The following is a 15,340-nucleotide window of genomic DNA, read 5'->3' as shown; positions in this document are numbered from 1 at the left end:
CGGCAACCTCACCGGCCGCCCTGCTGCGGCCTGGCTCGCAGGCCGTCGAGGATCTGGCTGCCGAGCATGGTGACATCGCCCGCACCCATGGTGATCACGACGTCACCGTCGCCCGCGAGCCCGGCGGCCTGCTTGCCGACCTTGGACATATCCGGCTGGTAGTGCACAGGTTTGGTCACCGACTGGGCGACCAGCGCGCCGTTGACGCCGGGCAGCGGATCCTCGCGGGCGCCGTAGACGTCGAGCACGACCACCTCGTCGGCCAGGCTCAGCGCGGTGCCGAACTCGGCCGCGAACGTGGCGGTGCGGCTGTACAGATGCGGCTGGAACACCACGATCACCCGGCCGCGACGGGTGCGCGCGCCGTCGCGTGCCTCCTGGGCGACGAGCTGCGCGGCGGCCTCGAGCACGGCCCTGACCTCGGTGGGGTGGTGGGCGTAGTCGTCGAAGACGCGGACACCGTTTTCCCGGCCGGTGAACTGGAACCGGCGATGCACGCCGCCGAATCCCTCCAGGCCCTGCACGATCTCGTCGACATCGACGCCGGTGGCGCGGGCGGCCAGCAGCGCGGCCAGCGCGTTGAGCGCCATGTGCCTGCCCGGCACCGACAGTCGCAGCGCACGCGGGGTGGTTTCGCCGTCGAGCTGGAATTCGACGATGCCGCCGATGTCACGCGGTTGCCAGTCGAGCAGGCGCGCACCGACGGTCACGGGGGCGTCGGCGAGATCGCCCGAGCCGTAACCGAGGACCGTGATCCCGCGTCCGGCCATCCGCGGTGCGACCCGTTGAGCCAGCGCGCGCGAACCGGGATCGTCGAGGCACACCACCAGCAGGCCGCCGGGGGCGAGCCGGTCGGCGAAGTCGTCGAAGACCTGGACGTAGGCCTCGTCGGTGCCGAAGTAGTCCAGGTGATCGGATTCGATATTGGTGACCACGGCGACGTCCGGGTCGTATTGCAGCAGTGAGCCGTCGGACTCGTCGGCCTCGGCGACGAAGATGTCGCCGCTGCCGTGGTGGGCGTTGGTGCCCGCCTCGTTGAGCTCGCCGCCGACCGCGAACGACGGGTCGGCGCCGCAGTGCTGCAGCGTGACGATCAGCATCGAGGTGGTGGAGGTCTTGCCGTGGGTGCCCGAGACCAGCAGGGTCTTGTGCCCGCGCATCAACGAGGCGAGCACCGTGGGACGCATCAGGACCGGGATATCGCGCCGATTCGCTTCGACCAGTTCGGGATTGGTCTTCGGAATGGCGGCGTAGGTGGTGACGACGACCGTCGGGCCGCCGGGCAGCAGGTCGAGTGCGTCGGCGGAGTGGCCGATACGCACCTCGGCGCCGCGGGCCCGCAGCGACAGCACCCCACGGCTCTCCTTGGCATCGGAACCGGAGACCTTGCCGCCCCGCGAGAGCAGGATGCGCGCGATGCCCGACATGCCGGCTCCACCGATGCCGACCATGTGCACGCGCTCGAGCTCGGGCGGCAGGGCGGCACCGGCGGATTCGCCGATCCGGCCCGCGCTCGAACCACCGCGCTCGGCTTCGGGCTCGCTCATCGGGCGACCTCGGTGACGATCCTGGCCACCGTATCGGCGGCGTCGCGATGGCCTGCGCCTGCGGCGGCGCGGCTCATCTGCGCGAGTGCGGCGGGGTCGAGCAGCAGCGGAATCACCTCTTCGATCACATATTTCGGGGTCAACTCGGCGTCGGCCACAATTGTGCCACCACCTTGCGCCACCACTGGTCGGGCGTTGAATTCCTGTTCGCCGTTGCCGTGCGGCAAGGGCACGTAGAAGGCGGGCAGGCCGACCGCCGACACCTCGGCCACGGTCATCGCACCGGATCGGCACACCACCGCGTCGGCGGCGGCGTAGGCCAGGTCCATGCGGGACAGGTAGGGCACCGCGACATACGGTGCGGGTGCGTCGGCGGTGCTCACCTCGACACTGTTCTTCGGGCCGTGCGCGTGCAACACCGAGACACCCGCGGCCGCGAGTTGCGGTGCGGCACCGGAGACGGCCTCGTTGAGACTGCGCGCGCCCTGCGAACCGCCGAACACCAGCAGCACCGGACCCTCGGCGGGCAGTCCGAAGTGTGCGCGAGCCTGTGCGCGCAGCGCCGGACGATCGAGCTCGGTGATGGAGGCGCGCACCGGAATACCGACGACCTGTGCGCCGGCCAGCCCCGAATCAGGGACGGCGGCCAGCACTTTCGCGGCAAGACGGGCACCGACCTTGTTGGCGATCCCGGCCTTCGCGTTGGCCTCGTGCACGATCACCGGCACCTTGCGCTTGCGGCCGAACAGCCCACCGCGAGCGGCGAGGTAGGCGGGCAGTGCGACATAACCGCCGAAACCGATGATCACATCGGCCTGGACGTCGTCGATCACCGCCCTGGTGGCCTTGACCGAGGCGCGTACGCGGCCGGGTAGTCGCAGCAGGTCGGCGGAGGGCTTGCGCGGCAACGGCACCGGCGGGATGAGTTTCAAGGGGTACCCACGTTCGGGCACCAGTTTCGTCTCGAGTCCACGTTCGGTACCCAAGGCCGTCACCCGGATCGAATCGTCGAGTCTGCGCAGCGCGTCGGCGACTGCCAACGCGGGTTCGATGTGGCCTGCGGTTCCCCCGCCTGCGACGATCACCGACAACCCGGATCGCGGGTTACTCACCTGGATCTACCTCGTTCTCTGTCGTATCGAATCTCGCGAAGGCCTTGTCACGTTCCGCTACCTCCGCCGGTCCGCCGTTTCACCGGGCGGTGTGGCATCGGATAGGTCGGCTCCCATGCTCGTGTCGACCGTAGCGAACTCGTACCGCGGCTCTCCGGCGCACGTCGCCTCCGGTCGGCGGGCGGTTGGCGACGGGGTGCCTGACGTGGGCGTTCGGTTCTGGCGCGCGGCGCGGGCTTACGCGGCGGGCTCGGCGGGGTGTACACCTCGGGCACCGGCAGTCGCAGCAGTCGGCTGAGTCGGCCGTCCTGACCGGCCTGCAACGCCGAGACGGCCTCCGGTTCGTGCCGGGCGGCGCTGGCGATGATGCCGAACATGAACAGCGTGATCGCCAGCGAGGAGCCACCGGCGGACACCAACGGCAACTGCAGACCGGTCACCGGCAGCAGCCCGACGACGTAGCCGATGTTGATCAGCGCCTGCGCGGTGATCCAGGTGGTGGCGGTGGCGGTGAGCAGGCGCAGGAACGGGTCGACCGAGCGCAACGCGATGCGAATGCCCGCATAGACGAACAGGGCCAGCAGTGCCAGCACCAGCATGCAGCCGAGGAAGCCCAGTTCCTCACCGATGATGGCGAAGATGAAGTCGTTGTGCGAGTTGGGCAGGTAGCTCCACTTCGCGCGGCTCTGGCCGAGGCCACGGCCCCAGATGCCGCCGTCGGCGAGGGAGTACTTGGCTTGGCGTGCTTGGTAGTTGACGCCTTGCGGATCGTCACCGGGGTTGAAGAACGCGCGCACCCGGTCGGAGCGGTAGCCGGCCGACAGCGCCAGCACCGACGCGGCGACCAGGCCGGTGACGAGGATCCCGACGAACAACCGCACCGGCAGCCCGCCGAACCACAGCAACGCCATCAACACGATGCCGAGCGCGATGGTGGTCGACAGGTTCGGCTCGAGCACCACCAGCAGACACACCAGCAGACCGGCGGGCACCAGCGGTACCAGGATGTCCTTGAGGTGGGCGCCCCGGCGCGAGGCGAGCAGGTGCGCACCCCACACGATCAGGGTCACCTTGACGACTTCGGAGGGCTGGATCGACAGCGGGCCGATGTCGAACCAGCGGCGCGCGCCGCCGTGGATCGAGCCGATGCCGGGAATGAGCACCAGCACCAACGCGAGCACCGAGATGCTGAAGATCGGGAACGACCACTGGCGCAGGAACCGCAGCGGCAGCCGCAGCGCCACATAGAACGCGACAGCGCCGAGCGCGGCGAACATCGCCTGCTGGATGAACAGCGAGTAGGCCGAACCACCACCGGCATAGGCCTCGACACTCGACGCCGACAGCACCATCACCAGACCGAGCACCGTGAGCAGGGTGGCGATGGTGACGATCAGGAGGAACGACGCGAGCGGCCGAGCCAACCACGCGCCGAACCGCTCCCCCGCCCAATTCGGTTGCCCCGAACTCTTTCGACGGGTACTCGCGCCCGTCGCGACCCGGCTGTCGTCCACGCTGCCCCGGCTCTTACCCACGCTGCCCCCTCTTGGGCGGTGACGGTTCGACCGGGCGCGCCTTCGTCACAGCGCCCGCCCGATGTCACCATCTTCCAGTGCCGTCACCGCATCCACGAAACAGCGTCCGCGATGGGTGTAGTCGTCGTACATGTCCAGGGAAGCGGCCGCGGGTGCGAGCAGAACGGTGTCGCCGGCGCGAGCCAGGCCCGCCGCGGCGCGCACCGCACGGCCCATGACCGCCTCGGCTCGCTGGGATCTCGACGACTCCATGTCTGCATCGTCTCCCGCATCCAGCTCGATGACCGGGACTTCGGGTGCGTGTCGCGCCATCGCGGCGGCGATCACCGGCGCATCGGCCCCGAAAAGCACCGCGCCGACCAGCCGGTCACCGATCTCTTCGATCAGATCGTCGACACTCGCGCCCTTGAGCAGACCGCCCGCCACCCACACCACCTGCGGATGCGCCATGATCGCGGCGCGCGCGGCGTGCGGGTTGGTGGCCTTGGAGTCGTCGATGAACTCGACACCGCCCAGTTCGCGCACGAACGCGGTGCGGTGCGGGCCCACCTTGTGTTCGGCGAGGCCTTCCTTGACGAACTGCGGCGCCACGTCGATGGCCCTGGTCAACGCGGACGCGGCCAGCGCGTCGGCGATGCCCGCCGGTCCCGGCGGGCTGATGTCGCTGGTCTCGGCGAGGATCGCGGCCTTGGTGAACGCGCGGTCGAGCAGTTTGCCGTCGACCACGCCCAGCTCACCGTCGGCGGGGACACCGATCCGGAAGCCGACCGTGCGGCGCGCCTTGGCTTTGCGGGCCAGCGAGCCGGCGACGGGATCGTCGAGGCCGACGACGCCGACGCGACCGGTCAGCGCGCGCGCCTTCGCGGCGGCATAGGCGTCGAGGCCGCCGTGCCAGTCCAGGTGGTCCTCGGCGACATTGAGCACCACGCCCGCCTCGGGGCGCACCGACGGCGCCCAGTGCAGCTGGAACGAGGACAGCTCGACGGCGAGCACCTGCGGGCCGGGATTGCGGCGCAGCGCGTCCAGGATCGGCAGACCGATATTGCCGCAGGCCACGCTGGCGATGCCGGCGGCGCGCAGGATCGAGTGCGTCATCTGGGTGGTGGTGGTCTTGCCGTTGGTGCCGGTGATCACCAGCCACTTGCGGACCGGGCCGTAGATGCGGGCCTGATCGACCCACCAGGCGAATTCGACGTCACCCCAGACGGGCACGCCCTCGGTGACCGCGGAGACCAGCACCGGCGAGTCCGGGCGCCAGCCCGGGCTGGTGATGACCAGCGCGAACCGGCTCAGATCGGCGCTTTCGAGTTCGACGCTGGTGGCGATCTCGAGGCCGAGTTCGGCGGCCTCGGCCAGTGCCTTGGCGCCGTTGTCGGTGACCACGGGGTGGGCACCGATATCGCGCAGCGGTTCGATCAGCGAGCGTCCGGAGACGCCCCAACCGGCGACGAGAACGTCACGGCCACGCAGGAATTCGAGCATCGGGCCCGGGGAACGCAGGGCGCGGGGCGAGTGTTCGACCATGTCTCTACTCACCCGACCTGTGACAGATATTCGCTGTAGAACAGACCGAGGCCCACCGCGGCGGAGATGCCCGCCAAGATCCAGAACCGGATGATCACCGTGGTTTCGGCCCACTTACTCAACTCGAAGTGATGGTGGAACGGCGCCATCTTGAACAACCGATTGCGCGTGGTGCGGTACACCGCCACCTGCAGCATCACCGACGCCGCCTCGGCGACGAACAGCGCGCCGATCACGGCCATCAGCAGTTCGGTGCGAGTGGTGATCGACAGACCGGCGATCAGGCCGCCGAGTGCCAGCGAACCGGTGTCGCCCATGAAGATTCGCGCGGGCGCGGCGTTCCACCACAGGAAGCCGATACACGCGGCAGCCGCCGCGGCGCAGACCAAGGCCAGATCCAGGGGGTCGCGCACGTTGTAGCAGCCGGCTTCGGGACTGGTGGAGCAGGAATTGCGGTACTGCCAGAAGGTGATGATCACATACGCGCCGAGCAGCAGGCTCATCGAACCGGCCGCGAGACCGTCGAGGCCGTCGGTCAGGTTGACCGCGTTGGACCAGGCGATCACCAGGAACAGCACCCAGATCACGAAGATCAGCGCGCCCATCGACAGGGTGTTCCAGTCCCGCACGTAGGACAGGTGCTTGCTGGCGGGGGTGAGCCCGTCGGTGCTGCGGAACTGCAGGGCCAGCACCGCGAAGATGACCGCGGCGGCGGTCTGGCCGATGTACTTGCCCGCGGCCGTCAGCCCCAGATTGCGCTGTTTGCGCAGCTTGATGAAGTCGTCGAGGAAGCCGACGATGCCGAGCGCGGTGGTGAGCCCGAGCACGAGCAGACCCGACGCCGTCGGACCTTCCGCGTCGTAGCCGATACCGATCAGGTGCGAGCCGAGGTAACCCGCCCACATACCGATCAGGATCGCGACACCACCCATAGTGGGAGTACCGCGCTTGGCCTGGTGACTGGCCGGGCCGTCGACCCGGATCTCCTGGCCGAAGCCCTGTTTGGCGAACACTCGAACCAGCAACGGCGTCAACAGGATCGACACCGCCAGTGCGATCGCCGCCGCGAACAAGATTTGCCTCATCGAGCTGAACTACCTTCCGCTGCCCCGGTCAGGTGCTCGGCGACGGCCCACAGGCCCACCGCCTTCGACGCCTTGACCAGTACCACATCGCCTGCGGCGATCTCGTCGTCGAGCAGCGCGATCGCCGCGTCGATATCGGGAACGAGGATCGATTCCTCGCCCCATGAGCCTTCCATCACCGCTCCCTGGTGCATGCCGTGGGAGGGTCGTCCGGTGCCGACCACGATCAACCGGTCGACGTCGAGGCGCACGGCCAGACGTCCGATCGCGTCGTGTTCGATCACCGAGGTGTCGCCGAGTTCGCCCATCTCACCGAGCACGGCCCAGCTGCGCCGGGGTTCGGAGCTCGACTTCGCGAGGGTGACCAGCGCTTTGAGTGCCGCGCGCACGGAGTCGGGGTTGGCGTTGTAGGAGTCGTTGATGACGGTGACGCCCGCGGGGGTCGTCGTCACGTCCATCCGGCGGACCGAGGCCGCGGTGGCGCCGGCCAGCGCCTTGGCCACGGTCGCCAGGTCGGCACCGCATTCGAGGGCGACGGCGGCGGCGGCCAGTGCGTTGCCGACCTGGTGTTCGCCGTGAACCGCGAGCTGCACCGGGACCGATTCGCCGCCCACGTGCAGGGTGAAGTGGGCGCGGGCCTGGTCGTCGGTGGTCACGTCGGTAGCACGGATATCGGCGTCGCCGGACAGGCCGACCTTCACCACGCGTGCCTTCGTCCGCGAAGCCATGGCCGAGACGTTCGGGTCGTCGGCGTTGAGCACGGCCAGTCCCTCGGCGGGCAGTGCCTCGACGAGTTCGCCCTTGGCCTGCGCGATCGCCTCGCGGCTGCCGAACTCACCGAGGTGGGCGGTGCCGACATTGAGCACGACACCGATCCGGGGCGGCGCGATCCGGGCCAGTTCCGCGATGTGGCCGCGACCGCGCGCGGACAGTTCCAGGGCGAGGAACTTGGTGTCGGTACCCGCGCGCAGAGCCGTCCACGGGTGGCCGAGTTCGTTGTTGAACGAGCCGGGCGGTGCCACCACGGCACCGAGCGGTGCCAGCACCGCGGCCAGCAGGTCCTTGGTCGAGGTCTTGCCGGAGGAACCGGTGACGCCGACGACGGTGAGTCCGGTGCGCTCGGCGAGCCGCTCGGTGCTCACCCGTGCCAGCTCGGCCAGCGCGGCGAGTACCGCGGCGCCGGAACCGTCTTCGTCGGAGCTCAGCGCGACCGAGGTCGCCGGCACCGAACCGAGGTCCGGTGCGACGACGACGGCGGGCACGCCGACCGGGCGGGCGGCCAGTACCGCGACCGCCCCGGCGGCGACGGCCTTCGCGGCGTAGTCGTGTCCATCGGAGTTGGCGCCGGGTAGCGCGAGGAACAGATCGCCGGAACCGATTCGGCGCGAATCGAATTCGACCGAACCGGTCACCAGTGCCTGGGGGTCGGGTACGTCGTGCAGCTCGCCGCCGACGACGTCCGCGATCTCCCGCAGTGTCATCTCGATCATGAAACCGTCAAGTCCTCCGAGTCCGTCTGCGGACGCTGTTGGGTCCGCAGGGTATCCAGCGCCACCGCGACTACCTCGCGGTCGTCGAAGGGATGCTTGACGCCCTTGATCTCCTGCCCCGCCTCGTGACCCTTGCCCGCGACGAGTACCACGTCCCCGGTTCGGGCCCAAGCGAGTGCGGCGGCGATGGCCGCCGCGCGATCACCGATCTCGCGGATCTCGCCGCGGTCGGTGGCCGGGAGTTCGGTGGCACCGGCCACCACGGCGGACCTGATGGCCGCCGGGTCCTCGGTGCGTGGGTTGTCGTCGGTGACGATCAGCAGATCGGCACGTGCCGCCGCGGCGCCCATGAGCGGGCGTTTGGCCACGTCCCGGTCGCCACCGGCGCCGAGCACGACGGCCAGTCGGCCCGCGCCCGCTTCGGTGAGGTGGCCGCGCAGGGTGCTCACCACGGATTCGATGGCGGCGGGCTTGTGCGCGTAGTCGACGACGGCGAGGAAATCCTGACCGCGCTCGACGCGCTGCATCCGGCCCGGCACATCGACGACGGCCAGCGCGGGGGCGGCGACGGCGGGGTCGACGCCTGCCGCGGCGCAGGTGGCGACGGCCAGCAGCGCGTTGGCGACGTTGTAGCGGCCGGGCAGGCGCAGGCGCACCGCCAGTTCACCGGCGGGCCCGGCGGCGGTGAATTCCTGCTCGCCACCGGTGGTCTTGATATCTCCGCTGACCTGCCAGGTCGCGCCGCGATCGGTGGTCGACACGGTGACCGGCTCGACCAGGTCACCGGCCAGGCGGGTGCCCCATTCGTCGTCGACGCAGATCACCGCGGTGCGCGCGGCGATCGGCGAATCCGCCTCGAACAGCCGACGTTTCGCGGCGAAGTAGTCCTCGAAGTCCTTGTGGAAGTCGAGATGGTCCTGGGACAGATTCGTGAACGCGCCGACCGCGAACCGCACACCGTCGACCCGGCCCAACGCGAGCGCGTGGCTCGACACCTCCATCACGACCGCGTCGACACCCTGCTCGACCATCGCGGCGAACATCGCGTGCAGTTGCGGCGCCTCGGGCGTGGTGAGCGCGCTCGGCACCCGCTGCCCGCCGATCCGCGTTTCGATGGTGCCGATCAGCCCGGTGGACAGTCCGGCCGCGGCCAGCCCGGCTTCCACCAGATACGCGGTGGTGGTCTTGCCCGAGGTGCCGGTGATGCCCACGATGCGCAGTCGATCGCTGGGGTGGCCGTAGATCTCGGCGCAGAGTTCGCCGAGTACGGCGCGGGGCTGCTCACGCACCAGCACGGGCACCGACACGTCACCGATCAGCTCCGCGCCCGCGGCATCGGTGAACACGGCCACCGCACCGTTGGCGATCGCGTCGGCGGCGAAGCGGGCGCCGTGGGAGGTCGTGCCTGGCAGCGCGGTGAACAGGTCACCGGGGCGCACCGCGTTGGAACGTTGCTCGATGCCGGTGACCGTCACTTCGGTGGACGGTGTCGGGGCGCCGACGAGGTCCGCTACGGCCTGCAGCGATATCGACGGCGGAGTGGTTGGCCGGAGCGCGTGCGGGCTGGACTGCGCGGGCACAAGGCTCCTCTCTGAGAGTGATCGAGCGCGTAGGCGAGACGAGCAGTCAGGTTACCGACGCGCGGTGTCGGACGGACAACGTGGGTTGAGTTAGTCGGTGGTTCTCGGCCCGCCCGCCGCCGGACTGGGTGGCGGGCGCGAGGAAGGAGTACCCAGGAGGAGAGAAGTGAGCCGAGAACCCGCGGCACCAGCCGCTACGAAGTTGCCTCGAGCACCAACTGCTTCGGCTCCGGCGACGGCGGCACCCGGTCGCGCTGCAACGCCCAGGAGGCGATGCTGTGGAACAGCGGCGCGGCGGACCCGCCGCCGGTGCCGTCGGAGCTGCGCACGGGGGCGTCGAGCATCATGCCGATCACGTAGCGGGGGTTGTCGGCGGGCGCCATTCCGGCGAAGGTGCTGTAGAACGACGAGGTCGAATAGCACCGGCACGCGGGGTCGACCTTCTGCGCGGTGCCGGTCTTGCCCGCCACCTGGTATCCCTCGATCGCGGCGGGTGCCCCGGTGCCCATCTGCACACCCATCGGGTCCTTCTGCACGGTCGCCTGGAACAGCTCGCGCAGCGTCTGCGCGGTCCGCGGGCTGACCACGCGCACGCCGTCGGGCTGCAGTTCCTCGGTGCGGGTGCCGTCCGGGGCGACCTTCGCCTTGACGATGCGCGGCGGGATCCGCAGGCCGTCGTTGGCGATGGCCTGGTACATGGCGGTCATCTGCAATGTTGTCATCGAAAGGCCCTGGCCGATGGGCAGATTCGCGAAGGAACCGCCGGACCACTGATCGCGGGCGGGTACCTGACCGCCGCTCTCGCCGGGCAGGCCGACGCCGGTGCGCTGACCGAGCCCGAAGCGGTCGACCATATCGGCGAACCGGTCCTCCCCCACGCGCTGGGCGAGCATGAGAGTGCCGACGTTGGAGGACTTTCCGAAGATGCCGGTGGTGGTATAGGGCGCGACATCGTGTTGCCACGCGTCGTTCACGGTGACACCCGACATGCGGATCGAGCCGGGCACCTGCAGCACCTCGTCGGGAGTGGTCACGCCGTATTCGATGGCGGCCGCCGCGGTGACGATCTTGTTGACCGAGCCCGGCTCGAAGGGCTCGGAGACCGAGGGATTGCCCATCTTGCCCGAGGCCCAATGATTTGGCCCCAGTGCGGGATTGAAGGTGCCGTCGTTGGCCATGGCCAGCACCTGGCCGGTCTTGGCGTCGAGTACCACCGCCGAGGCCGAGGACGCACCGGACACCTGTTTGGCCTGTTGCACCTGCTGCTGCACGTAGTACTGCAGGTCCGCGTCGAGGGTGAGTTCGACGCCGTAGCCGTTCACCGCCGGCTGCAGGTCGCGGTAGCTGCCGGGGATCACCGCACCGTCGGAACCCTGATCGTAGGTGCGCGAACCGTCTGTACCCGACAGCACCGAATCCAGTGCCGACTCCAGACCCATCTGACCGTGTTTGTCACCGCCGATCGCGCCGATGACATTGGACGCCAGTGAGCCACCGGGATATTCGCGCAGGTCCTGCCGTTCGGCACCGACCTCCGGGAATTTCGCGGTGATCTCGGCGGCCACTCGCGGATCGACGTTCTTGACCAGGTAGTGGAACAGTTTGTCACTGCGCAGCTTGTCCAGCAGTTCCTGCTCGGTGGGCAGTCCGGGTGCCGCACCGAGCTTGTCGTGGATGAACTTCGCGATGTCCTCCAGCCGCTGCTCCGGGTCCGGTGCGCTCGGCTTGATCTTCTTGGCTTCGGCCAACTGCTTGCGCACCGTGACCGGCTGGAAGGTCAGGGCTTTCACGGTGAGTGTGAAGGCGAGCTGATTGCCGTACCGGTCGGTGATCGGACCACGCACAGCGGCCTCGGTGTCCTTCTTGGTGCGCTGCGAAGCCGACTGAGCCTGCAACGCCGGGGCGGCCAGGCTCTGGATGTAGAGCAGCTGCAACGCGACCACGGCCAGGGTGGCCAGCAGGGTGACCCGGCCGATGCCGAGGCGCAGGCGGATCGGCCGATCCGGGGAGAGCGAGCCGGAACGGCCCCTCGACGAGACCGGCCCGCGCCGCTGCTGCGACGCGGGCCCACTCTGCTTCATCGGAGAGCGTCCGGCGATTCGACGACCTGCGGCTGTTCGCTCGGCGGCCCGGCCGCGGGAGCTCGTAGGCCCGGGGTCGTGGCACCGGGTAACGGCTCTGCGGCCGCAACCACCGGGTCAGCCACGGCACCCGGTGCGGGCGGCGGCGTGTCCGCCGAGGCCAGAAGTTCACCCTGGCCTGCGACGTCGACCCGATCGGGCACGGTCACCGGGGCAGGCGCGATCGGAGCAGGCACCGCAGCGGCCGCGGGCTGCGGCGAAACGGCCGGAGCCTGCGGCGAATTCGCCGTCGGTGTCGGCGGTGACGCGAGCACGTTCGGCGCGACACCGGTCGGCGCGGCGGGACCGGCCGTGGCCGCGCCGGGCTGAACCGGCACCACCCGCTCACCCTGCGCCTGGGCGTGCCCGGGCGCGGGACTGTTCGGCGTGGTGGTCGGCGGGCCGTTCAGCGGCGGCACCGGCGCACCCTGTGCGGGCGTCGGGTTACCGATCACGGTGACCTCGCCGTCGGCACCGATCACCAGCCGGGCCGGATCCTTGGCGGGGATCATGCCGAGCTCGCGTGCACGGGAGGCTAATTCGGGGGCGGAATCGGCGGCGGCGACCTCGCGCTGCAGGGCAGCCCGCTCGTCGTCGAGCTTGCGGTTGACCGCCCTGGCGTCACCGAGCTGGTAGCTGTCCTCGGCGGCGCGGGTGGTGAGCAGCAGGGTCAGGGCCAGGCCGCAGCCGAGCAAACCGATGATCGCGGTGACGAACGGGATCCGCCCCGCCATCGTCGAGTCCCGTTCGGGCAGGTCGATGCCGTCGAGCAACTGCTCTCTGGTGCGCTTGCGGGCGTAGGCCCGCTCTGCCGCACCGGACTTCACTCGTTCGGCCGCCTGCACGCGCCGAGCTGTCTTGCCCGGCACTGCGATGGTGCTCGTCCGCACGCTCATCGTTTCCCCTCCTGTGTCCTCCCTGACCTCTCCGCGATTCGTTCGGCCGCGCGCATCCGCACCGGCGCGGATCGCGGATTGACCTCGATCTCGGCTTCGGTCGCTTTTTCCGCTCCACGGGTGAGCATCGTGAATTCCGGTCCCATGCCGGGCAGTTCGACCGGCAGGTCCATCGGGGACCGGGACACGATCCGTGGCGCGAGTTCGTGTTTGACCAGCCGATCTTCGAGCGACTGATACGACATGACGCAGATCCGTCCGCCCACCCGCAGTGAATCCAGGGCCGCGGGCAGTGCTGCCCGCAGCGAGTCGAGCTCACCGTTGACCTCCACCCGCAGCGCCTGGAACGAGCGCTTGGCCGGATGTCCGCCGGTGCGGCGCGCCGCGGCCGGAATGGTCGCGTAGAGCACCTCGACGAGTTCGGCGCTGGTGGTGAACGGTTTCACCGCTCGCCTGCGCAGCACCTCCGAGGCGATCTTGCCCGCGAACCGTTCGTCACCATAGGTTTTCAGCACCCGGGCCAGGTCGCCGTGGCTGTAGGTGTTGAGCACGTCGGCGGCGGTGATGCCGGTGGTCGGGTCCATCCGCATGTCCAGTGGCGCGTCGACGGAGTAGGCGAAGCCGCGCTCGGCTTCGTCGAGTTGCATCGACGACACCCCGAGATCCATGAGGACGGCCGATACGGAGCCGGTTTCGTCCAATCCCGCTTCGGCCAGCGCCGCGGGGATGCCGTCGTAGCGGGTGTGCACCAGCGTGATCCGGTCGGCGTAGGGCGCGAGGCGCTCACCCGCCATCCGCAAGGCGGTGGTGTCGCGGTCGAGACCGACCAGGCGTGCTTTCGGATAGGTGCGCAGGAAATGTGCTGCGTGGCCGCCCAATCCGAGTGTGGCGTCGATGAAGACGGCGCCCGGTTCGCTCAGCGCGGGGCCGAGCAGGTCGTCGGCGCGCTCGAGCAGGACCGGCACATGACGGGGGTTCTCGGCGTCATGGTTCACCTCGACCTCCCGGAGTACTGCCTCGCGTCGCAGACGGGTCGCCTTGCCACACAGTGCTTTTCGAATGAGTGCTTGTCGAACGAGTTCGGTGCGAATGCTTCGAGGTCTCTGACCGGAGCAAGGCACCTGGCGTCGGGGAAGTACGTCAGGGTCCACGCCCGGGCAGAGGCCTCGCGGCACTCGCCTGCTCGCCAGGTCAGAAGATTCCGCCCAGCGACTCGTCTCCGGCTTGCGCGTAGTCCTCCTCGTGTTCTTCGAGGTAGGTCTCCCACGCCTGCTTGTCCCATATCTCGAGGAAGTCGACCGAACCGATCACCACGCAATCCCGCGAGAGGTTCGCATAGCGCCGATGGTCCGGCGACAGCGTGATCCGGCCTTGTGCGTCCGGACGTTGCTCGTCGGTGCCTGCCGCCAGCGCTCGAACGAAAGCCCTTGCCTGCGGGTTACTTCGAGACGCCGACGCGGCTCGCCGCGCGAGCGCGGTGAACTCGTCTTTGGGATACACGGCCAGGCTGTGGTCTTGGCCTTTCGTGACCATCAACCCTCCCGCCAGATCGTCTCGAAATTTCGCAGGCAACGTCAGCCGCCCTTTGTCGTCCAATCGGGGGGTGTAGGTACCGAGGAACATCTCGGCCACCTCCCTACTGGATTCACCTCGCCGTACGGCCTCTCCTGTAGTGCGCGACCCACATTACCCCACTTTCCCCCACTTTCAATCGAAACCCTGCGTGATCCTGCTCCCCGCCAACGCAATTCCGCAGGTCATCCCAGCTATCACTGAGATTCGCGGTTATCCCGTGTTCGGGCAACCCGCGCGGGTCGGCAACCCCCGGTTCCGACAACGTTCAGCAAACATCCCAGGTGCGAACCAGGTCGAGCGACCTGATGGGGGAAGTGTGGGGCGCGGTGGGGAACCGCCCTGACCGCGCTCGATCAGGGAACCGGGCCACAGACGCACGAAGGCGGCGCCGCACCCGGTGGTGGGTGCGGCGCCGCCTTCGTAGTCGGCTAGGTCTGAGCTATTCCTGCTCGAACCGTCGACGGAATCGGTCTTCCATTCGCTCGGAGAAGCCGCCGGACTTGCGCTGGCGACCACCTCGGGCCGGGGGTCCCGCCGTCGGGCCGCTGCCCGCGGCGGGGGGCTCGGTCGCGTCCGGTCTTGCGGCGTGACGCGAGGTGCCGATCATCAGCAGGACACCAGCGCCGAACATGGCGATGAATCCGACGAGGCTGATGATCGGGAAACCGCCCGGCTTGAACGGGGCGGCGATGCCGGCGACGAGCAGAAAAAGGCCGACGGCGAACAACGCCGCAGCCTGGAGTCTGCGTCGACTCGACGTGGAACGAAGTCGTCCGCCGCGGACGGACGAGGCGAACTTCGGGTCCTCAGCATAGAGAGCGCTCTCGATCTGTTCGAGCATGCGCTGCTCGTGCTCGGAGAGTGGCACGGTACCTC

The 15,340-nt window shown here is 69.2% G+C and carries 12 protein-coding genes; all 12 read right to left on the bottom strand.

Annotation, left to right across the window (positions count from 1 at the left end; translation table 11 throughout):
* Positions 1 to 8: 8 nt before the first annotated feature.
* The gene (gene murC, locus ACLJPD_RS29650) at positions 9 to 1,451 is read right to left on the bottom strand and encodes a UDP-N-acetylmuramate--L-alanine ligase (RefSeq protein WP_410876565.1); all 1,443 of its coding nucleotides are present in this window, start codon (positions 1,449 to 1,451) and stop codon (positions 9 to 11) included.
* A 92-nt stretch (positions 1,452 to 1,543) separates the two neighbouring features.
* Positions 1,544 to 2,659, bottom strand: coding sequence for an undecaprenyldiphospho-muramoylpentapeptide beta-N-acetylglucosaminyltransferase (gene murG / locus ACLJPD_RS29645; protein ID WP_410876493.1), 1,116 nt, complete (start codon positions 2,657 to 2,659; stop codon positions 1,544 to 1,546).
* Positions 2,660 to 2,706: 47 nt separating this feature from the next.
* Positions 2,707 to 4,194, bottom strand: coding sequence for a putative lipid II flippase FtsW (gene ftsW / locus ACLJPD_RS29640; protein WP_410876492.1), 1,488 nt, complete (start codon positions 4,192 to 4,194; stop codon positions 2,707 to 2,709).
* A gap of 45 nt (positions 4,195 to 4,239) precedes the next feature.
* Positions 4,240 to 5,676, bottom strand: coding sequence for a UDP-N-acetylmuramoyl-L-alanine--D-glutamate ligase (gene murD / locus ACLJPD_RS29635; RefSeq protein WP_410876564.1), 1,437 nt, complete (start codon positions 5,674 to 5,676; stop codon positions 4,240 to 4,242).
* Positions 5,677 to 5,726: 50 nt separating this feature from the next.
* On the bottom strand, positions 5,727 to 6,803 hold the full coding sequence (mraY, locus tag ACLJPD_RS29630; protein WP_410876491.1) for a phospho-N-acetylmuramoyl-pentapeptide-transferase: 1,077 nt from the start codon (positions 6,801 to 6,803) through the stop codon (positions 5,727 to 5,729).
* Entirely contained in the window at positions 6,800 to 8,293 is a 1,494-nt protein-coding gene (locus ACLJPD_RS29625) for a UDP-N-acetylmuramoyl-tripeptide--D-alanyl-D-alanine ligase (protein WP_410876490.1), read from the bottom strand. Before ACLJPD_RS29625 ends, mraY begins: the two co-directional genes overlap by 4 nt.
* Positions 8,290 to 9,873 (bottom strand): UDP-N-acetylmuramoyl-L-alanyl-D-glutamate--2,6-diaminopimelate ligase, encoded by a 1,584-nt coding sequence (locus ACLJPD_RS29620; RefSeq protein ID WP_410876489.1) that lies wholly within the window; start codon positions 9,871 to 9,873, stop codon positions 8,290 to 8,292. Before ACLJPD_RS29620 ends, ACLJPD_RS29625 begins: the two co-directional genes overlap by 4 nt.
* Before the next feature lie 194 nt (positions 9,874 to 10,067).
* Positions 10,068 to 11,954 carry a peptidoglycan D,D-transpeptidase FtsI family protein gene (locus ACLJPD_RS29615; protein ID WP_410876488.1) on the bottom strand — a complete coding sequence of 629 codons (1,887 nt, stop codon included), beginning with the start codon at positions 11,952 to 11,954 and terminating at the stop codon, positions 10,068 to 10,070.
* A complete protein-coding gene (locus ACLJPD_RS29610; protein WP_410876487.1) occupies positions 11,951 to 12,889 on the bottom strand; it encodes a hypothetical protein in 939 nt (312 codons plus the stop codon). The genes ACLJPD_RS29615 and ACLJPD_RS29610 overlap by 4 nt, the downstream gene beginning before the upstream one ends.
* Positions 12,886 to 13,884, bottom strand: coding sequence for a 16S rRNA (cytosine(1402)-N(4))-methyltransferase RsmH (gene rsmH, locus ACLJPD_RS29605; RefSeq protein WP_410876486.1), 999 nt, complete (start codon positions 13,882 to 13,884; stop codon positions 12,886 to 12,888). Before rsmH ends, ACLJPD_RS29610 begins: the two co-directional genes overlap by 4 nt.
* Positions 13,885 to 14,080: 196 nt before the next feature.
* Positions 14,081 to 14,512, bottom strand: coding sequence for a division/cell wall cluster transcriptional repressor MraZ (gene mraZ / locus ACLJPD_RS29600; protein WP_056816815.1), 432 nt, complete (start codon positions 14,510 to 14,512; stop codon positions 14,081 to 14,083).
* A gap of 391 nt (positions 14,513 to 14,903) precedes the next feature.
* On the bottom strand, positions 14,904 to 15,332 hold the full coding sequence (locus ACLJPD_RS29595; RefSeq protein ID WP_410876485.1) for a DUF3040 domain-containing protein: 429 nt from the start codon (positions 15,330 to 15,332) through the stop codon (positions 14,904 to 14,906).
* Positions 15,333 to 15,340: the final 8 nt, after the last annotated feature.

This window comes from Nocardia sp. A7, assembly GCF_046549215.1.
GTDB lineage: Bacteria > Actinomycetota > Actinomycetes > Mycobacteriales > Mycobacteriaceae > Nocardia.
This window is presented reverse-complemented; position numbering and strand designations above follow the sequence as displayed.